The organism is Nocardioides sp. (assembly GCF_030149505.1).
Classification (GTDB): domain Bacteria; phylum Actinomycetota; class Actinomycetes; order Propionibacteriales; family Nocardioidaceae; genus Nocardioides.
The window spans coordinates 47,420-53,730 of record NZ_JASBRN010000033.1 but is presented as its reverse complement, the minus strand read 5'-3'; the positions used below and the strand labels follow the sequence as shown (position 1 = coordinate 53,730).

Here is a 6,311-nt window from a genome sequence, read left to right as displayed (position 1 = left end):
GGCAGCCCGATGATGCGCTTCACCAAGTGGTCGTTGGAGTCGGGCGCCGAGAGGCCCACGAAGGCGAGGACCCAGTCGACCGCCGCGACGAGCGGCGGCTGCTGCGGCTCTTCGCGCACGGGCAACCAGCCGCCCGGATCGCGGAACACCACGACGTCGCCGCGCTCGAGCGGGACGACGTCGGGGACGAGCTCGTTGACGATGATGCGGTCGTCGACCTCGAGCGTCTGCTCCATCGACTGCGACGGGATGAAGAACGAGCGGATCAGGAACGTCTTGATCAGGAAGGACACCAGCACCGCGACCACGAAGATGATCAGCAGATCGCGGAGGAACAGCAGCACTCCGCGCTTCCTGCCCTGCTTCTGCTGCCCGCGGTCGTCGGTGGTCGCGGTGGACTGCGTCTCGTCTGTCATGGAACCCCGTGTCATTCGCTCGGAAAAAACGCCGAGCTCCCCGTCCCAGTGTAGGGGCGGGGAGCTCGGACAGGCGCTTCGACGCGAGCGGTTCAGCTCTCGCGCTTCTCCTTGATCTTGGCCTTCTTGCCGCGGAGCTCGCGCAGGTAGTAGAGCTTCGCGCGACGCACGTCACCGCGGGTGACGACCTCGATCTTGTCGATGATCGGCGAGTGCACCGGGAACTTGCGCTCGACGCCGACCTGGAAGCTGATCTTGCGGACCGTGAAGGTCTCGCGGACGCCCTCGCCCGAGCGGCCGATGACGACGCCCTGGAAGACCTGGACGCGCGAGCGCGTGCCTTCGACGATGTTGACGTGCACCTTGACGGTGTCGCCCGGGCGGAAGTCAGGGATATCCGACTTCAGGCTCGCGGCGTCGACGTGGTCGAGGATGTGCATGATGGTTCGCTCTCTGCGCCCGCCACCGGTCGAACGCGGATCAGAATTGGAAAGAGTGCGGTGCCGCCTCGCGCGTGAGCGCGTCGCAGGCTCCCCGGAGGCAGGGCCGAGCAGCGGCACAAGCGTCTATTCTGCCAGATCGCGGCGCCACCCGCCAACACGGCGCGGCGGCGGATGATTCGGACGCGCGTCCGGTCTCAGTCGCGGACCTCGTGCACGATGATGACGTCGCCGTCGCCGTCGTCGGACGGCGGCTTCGGCGGGCCGGGCACCGGCTGCCCGCTCTGCGCGGCGGCCTGCCGCTCGAACTCCGCCATCGTGGCGCGCATCCGCCGGGAGCCGTCGGCGACGAGCTGCGACAGCGCGACCCAGAACGCGGCGACGGCGCCGACGATGGCGAGCACACTGAACAGCGTGGCCGTGGCGCCGTAGAACCCGGTGCCGACGATGGCGAGCTGCCAGGCGCCGAGGACGCCGACGTCGAGCCAGGATGCGGCCCGCTCGGAGCGGGCGGTCGGGCGGGCGTTCACGAGCAGCGCCACGACGAGCAGCGTGAGGAACGCGGCGGGCACCGTGATCACGAGCCCGAGCGTGCCCCAGCCGCCGGCGCCGAAGAACGCCCAGCCGATCACCAGCCAGAGCGGCAGGGCGATCACCGCGACGAACTGCCAGCGGTAGAAGAGGCGCCTGAGGAGCATGCCGACAGGCTAACCTCGGCGCGCTGTGAGCGCACCGGGTGTTCACTCAGGGCGGAGCCTGGAGACTGGACGGCGAGGCCGCGCCCGCGGCATCCGCCAGAATGGTCTCGGAGAGGATGATCGTGATCGAACTGAGGACCCCCGCCGAGATCGAGGAGATGCGGCCCGCCGGCCGCTTCGTGGCCAGCGTGCTGCAGGCCACCTCCGCCGCGGCGAAGCCGGGCATGAACCTGCTGGAGCTCGACGCCCTCGCGCACGAGATGATCCGCAAGGCCGGCGCCGAGAGCTGCTACATCGACTACCACCCCTCTTTCGGCGCGAGCCCCTTCGGCAAGGTCATCTGCACCTCCGTGAACGACGCGGTGCTGCACGGCCTCCCCCACGACTATGTGCTGCGCGACGGCGACCTGCTGAGCCTCGACTTCGCGGCCTCGGTGAACGGCTGGGTCTCCGACTCCGCGATCTCGGTGGTCGTCGGCACGCCCCGCGAAGCTGACCTCCGACTCATCTCCACCACTGAGGAGGCGCTCGCGGCGGGCATCGACGCGGCGCGCGTCGGCAACCGGATCGGCGACATCTCACGGGCGATCGGCGACGTCGCGAAGGCGTCGGGCTATCTCGTGAACACCGACTTCGGCGGCCACGGCGTCGGCCGCACCATGCACGGCGACCCGCACGTGCCGAACTCGGGGCGACCGGGACGGGGCATGCCACTGAAGGCGGGGCTCGTGCTCGCGATCGAGCCGTGGTGGCTCGAGACGACCGATCGGATCTTCACCGACCCCGACGGCTGGACGCTGCGCAGCGCCGACGGCAGCCGCGGCGCCCACATGGAGCACACGGTTGCGATCACCGAGGACGGTCCGCTGGTCCTCACGGCCCGGGACTGACGCGAACTCAGCGCCTGCGGGCGCCGACCAGGGTGAACCACCGCTCCTTGAGCCCGAGGCGGGCCTTGACCTCGTCGCCGGGCACGGTGGCGGTCCCGGTCGTCCCGACCAGTCGCAGGGTCGTGACGCGCCCGCCCCACTCACCGCCGCCCTCGCGCTCGAGGACCTCCACCGCCACGAGGTCGCCGATCGCGGGGCGCAGCTGCTCCAGGGTCGTGTCGGCCACCATCCGCCGCCAGGTGTGGTTCGGGTTCGGGGCCCAGTCGTCCCACGGGTCCCGCTGGTCGACCAGGTAGGGCAGTCCGGCACCCAGAGCACGTCCGCCGTTGCTCGAGGAGTACATCGTCAGGGCCGGCAGGCCGCCGTGGGTGAGGATCGTCCCGCTGGTCGCGACCACCGCGGCGTCGCCGGCCGCGGTCTCCCCCGCGACCCCGCCGTACACCTGGCACGAGGTGGTGTCGCAGACGTCCCAGGCCCGCGCTGCGTCCCGTGACCGCACCGCGTCGGTGCGGGCCGCGACCGCCTGAGCAGCCACCGCGTGCGCGGGCCACGACGCGGGCATCTCCCGGGTCACCACGCCGCGGACGTAGTCCTCGAGCGGCAGGGTGTTGACCGTGCCGACCCCGGCCACGGCGACGAGGCGCCCGCGGTACGACGCCTCTCCGCTCGGAGTCACGAGCACCAACGGTCCCCCACCGGCCGCGAAGCCGGCCCCGGCGGGCACCGGTCGGTCGGGACGCCACCGCAGGACACCCGCCTGCACGTCGCGACGCTGCAGCCGCGGCCCCCGCGGCGTGAGCGCCAGTCGCCACTGGTCGGTGACCCCGTCGGGGAGCACGTGCGCGGCGCCGCCCACGACGAGCTGGAGACCCGGCTGGTGCCGCACGACGAGGTTGGGCGTGGTGTCACCGGTGAGCAGCACGCGGATCTCGCCGGTGGCCGCGCCCCGGCGGGTGCCCGGGTAGTAGAAGTCGAGGATCTCCTGCCAGGTCAGGCCCGCAGCCGCGGCCCCGCCGGCGCCGTACTGGCTCATGCCGTGCCCGTGGCCCCACCCGTGGCCGCGCAGCACCACCCAGCTGTCGCCCGGGACCGCCAACAGCCCCGCCACGTGGCGCTCACGGGCCGGCACCGGGGCGGCGACGGACTCCTCGCCGCGCGGCACCGCGTGCACAGGCCCGGGCAGGACGGGCGTCCCGACGCAGGTGAGCGCGGTGGCTACGAGGGCAGCGAGGAGCGTCCGAGAGGGGCGGGTCACCCCGCTCCCATCGGCCGCCCGGTGCTCAGGTGTAGGAGACCTGGAGGTCCTTGATCCCGTTGACCCAGGAGTGCCGCAGCCGCGAGGGCTCCGAGAGGCGGGTGATGTCCGGGACCAGGTCCGCCAACGCGTGGAAGATGACCCGGATCTCCTGGCGGGCCAGGTTGGCGCCCAGGCAGTAGTGCGCGCCGTGACCGCCGAAGCCGAGCTGCGGGTTGGGGTCGCGGGTGATGTCGAACCGGAACGGGTCGGTGAAGACGTCCTCGTCGAAGTTCGCGCTGGCGTAGAACAGGCCCACGCGCTGCCCCTTGGCCACGGGCACCCCGCCGACCTCGGTGTCGCGCAGCGCGGTGCGCTGGAAGACGCTGATCGGGCTGGCCCAGCGCACGACCTCGTCGACCATCGTGTCGGGGCGCTCGGCCTTCCACAGCTCCCACTGCTCGGGGTTGTCGAAGAAGGCGTTCATGCCGTGGGTGATGGCGTTGCGGGTGGTCTCGTTGCCGGCGACGGCCAGCAGGATGACGAAGAAGCCGAACTCGTCGTCGGTCAGGCCGCGGTCGCCGCTGTGGGCGTTGACCAGCTTGGTGACGATGTCGTCGCGGGGGTTCGCCTTGCGGTCGGCGGCCATCATCATCGCGTAGGAGAGGATCTCCGCCGCCGCGACGTCGGGCTCCCCCTGGATGTCGGGATCGTCGGAGGCCAGCATCTGGTTCGACCAGTCGAACAGCTTGTGCCGGTCCTCCTGCGGGACGCCGATCAGGTCCGCGATCGCCTGGAGGGGCAGCTCGGCGGCGACCTGCTCCACGAAGTTGCCGCGGCCCGCGGCCAGGGCGTCGGTGACGATCTGGCGCGAGCGGCTCTCCATCGTCTCCTCAAGCTCCGCGATCGAGCGGGGCGTGAAGCCACGGCTGATGATCGCCCGGTGCTGCGTGTGGTGCGGCGGGTCCTGGTTGAGCAGGATGGTGCGCTGCAGCTCGACCTGCTCGCGCAGCATCCCCTCGGAGAAGCGGATGATCGCGCCGTTCTCCTCGGTCGACCAGTCCTTGGAGTTCTTCGAGACCGCCGAGACGTCCGCGTGCTTGGTCACGGCCCAGTAGCCGCTGCCGGACTCCTCCGACATCCCGTCGTACGTGCCCTTCTCCTGCTCCACCCACGTCACGGGGAACTGCTGGCGCGCCGCCCGGAACGACTCGTGCGGGATGCCCCGCTCGAGCAGGAACGGGTCGGTGAAGTCGGAGAATCCCTCCGGCAGGACGTCGGCGACGGACATGGCGCTCCTCGTGCGTGGGTGTCGAGCAGTGGCGGCGGTGCTGGGTGCGGTGCGGGCAGTGTGTCAGTGGTGGTAGGCGACCGGCATGGACTTCACGCCGTTGAGCCAGCCGCTGCGCAGGCGGGCCGGCTCGCCGAGCAGCTCCACCTTCACGCCGCTGTCGGCGATGGCGTTGAAGATCAGGTCGACCTCCATGCGCGCCAGGTTGGCCCCGATGCAGTAGTGCGCCCCGTGGCCGCCGAAGGCCTGGTGGGGGTTGTGGTCGCGCAGCACGTCGAAGGTGAAGGGGTCGGTGAAGACGTCCTCGTCGAAGTTCGCGCTGGCGTAGAGCAGGCCGACGCGCTCGCCGGCCGGCACCTGGATGCCGCCGATCTCGACGTCACGCACGGCGGTGCGCTGGAAGGCCGTCACCGGGGTGGCCCACCGGATGATCTCGTCGGTCGCTGTCGCAGGGCGCTGCGCGACGAAGGTCTGCCACTGCTCGGGGTGGGTGGCGAAGGCGTGCATGCCCCAGGTGATGGCGTTGCGCGTGGTCTCGTTGCCGGCCACGGCCAGCAGGATCATGAAGAACCCGAACTCGTCGTCGGTGAGGCCGCGGCCGTCGACGTCGGCGCTGACCAGCTTGGTGACGATGTCGTCCTGCGGGTTCTTGCGGCGCTCGTCGGCCAGGGCCATCGAGTAGCCCAGGATCTCGGCGAACGCGACCATCTGGTCGCCCTCGACGGTCGGGTCGTCGTACGACATGAGCTGGTTCGACCAGTCGAAGAGCTTGCCCCGGTCGGCCTGCGGCACGCCCAGGAGGTCGGCGATCGCCTGGAGCGGCAGCTCGGCTGCCACCTGCTCCACGAAGTCGCCGCTGCCGGACTCGACCGCCTCGGCCCAGATGGTCCGGGCGCGGGCCTGCAGGTCGTCGTGCAGGGCGGCGATCGCGCGCGGGGTGAAGGCGCGCGAGACGATCTGGCGCAGCTTGGTGTGCTCGGGCGCGTCGTGGTTGATGAGCAGGAAGTTCGACGCCTCGCGGTTCTCCTTGGTCATGTCGGGTGCGAACCGCATGATCACGCCGTTGGCATTGGTGGAGAAGTCGCTCTGGTTCTTGGAGACCGCCGCGACGTCGGCATGACGGCTGATGGCCCAGTAGCCCGCGTGGTCCGGGAAGCCCGCCCGGGCGACCTCGTCCTGGACGACGAAGGAGACCGGCGCGGTGCGACGCAGCGCGAGCAGCTCCTCGTGCGGCATCCGGGCCAGCATCAGGTCGGGGTCGGTCGGGTCGAACGGCGCCAGGGGGGTCTCGGCGATCGTCACGGGCTGCTCCCTCGTCAAAGGCTCGTGGTGGGCGTGCTCC

7 protein-coding genes are annotated in these 6,311 nt (G+C 71.0%); 1 reads left to right on the top strand and 6 read right to left on the bottom strand.

Translation table 11 applies throughout. The features are described 5' to 3' along the window. From lepB to Q1V71_RS06270, 3 genes are all read right to left on the bottom strand, one after another. The coding region (gene lepB, locus Q1V71_RS06280; protein WP_300641821.1) for a signal peptidase I at positions 1-416 on the bottom strand (416 nt) is incomplete at its 3' end. Positions 417-508: 92 nt separating this feature from the next. Further along, positions 509-856, bottom strand: a complete 348-nt coding sequence (gene rplS, locus Q1V71_RS06275; RefSeq protein ID WP_189084790.1) for a 50S ribosomal protein L19 — start codon at positions 854-856, stop codon at positions 509-511. 197 nt (positions 857-1,053) lie between these two features. Further along, positions 1,054-1,554 (bottom strand): hypothetical protein, encoded by a 501-nt coding sequence (locus Q1V71_RS06270; RefSeq protein WP_300641814.1) that lies wholly within the window; start codon positions 1,552-1,554, stop codon positions 1,054-1,056. Positions 1,555-1,676: 122 nt separating this feature from the next. Between Q1V71_RS06270 and map the strand changes: the two genes are divergently transcribed. Then, positions 1,677-2,444 (top strand): type I methionyl aminopeptidase, encoded by a 768-nt coding sequence (map, locus tag Q1V71_RS06265; protein ID WP_300641811.1) that lies wholly within the window; start codon positions 1,677-1,679, stop codon positions 2,442-2,444. Between the two features lie 7 nt (positions 2,445-2,451). On the opposite strand, the gene Q1V71_RS06260 is transcribed toward map, so the two are convergent. The 3 genes from Q1V71_RS06260 to Q1V71_RS06250 form a co-directional block, all read right to left on the bottom strand. Then, entirely contained in the window at positions 2,452-3,699 is a 1,248-nt protein-coding gene (locus Q1V71_RS06260) for a SpoIID/LytB domain-containing protein (RefSeq protein WP_300641808.1), read from the bottom strand. 25 nt (positions 3,700-3,724) lie between these two features. Beyond that, positions 3,725-4,969 (bottom strand): cytochrome P450, encoded by a 1,245-nt coding sequence (locus Q1V71_RS06255; protein WP_300641805.1) that lies wholly within the window; start codon positions 4,967-4,969, stop codon positions 3,725-3,727. 63 nt (positions 4,970-5,032) lie between these two features. Then, on the bottom strand, positions 5,033-6,271 hold the full coding sequence (locus tag Q1V71_RS06250) for a cytochrome P450 (RefSeq protein ID WP_300641802.1): 1,239 nt from the start codon (positions 6,269-6,271) through the stop codon (positions 5,033-5,035). Positions 6,272-6,311 lie beyond the last annotated feature (40 nt).

What these genes read in the sequence shown, in the direction of transcription:
- Q1V71_RS06255 (WP_300641805.1), bottom strand. Translation starts at nt 4,969, where the DNA reads ATGTCCGTCGCCGACGTCCTGCCGGAGGGATTCTCCGACTTCACCGAC.
- rplS (WP_189084790.1), bottom strand. Translation starts at nt 856, where the DNA reads ATGCACATCCTCGACCACGTCGACGCCGCGAGCCTGAAGTCGGATATC.
- Q1V71_RS06270 (WP_300641814.1), bottom strand. Translation starts at nt 1,554, where the DNA reads ATGCTCCTCAGGCGCCTCTTCTACCGCTGGCAGTTCGTCGCGGTGATC.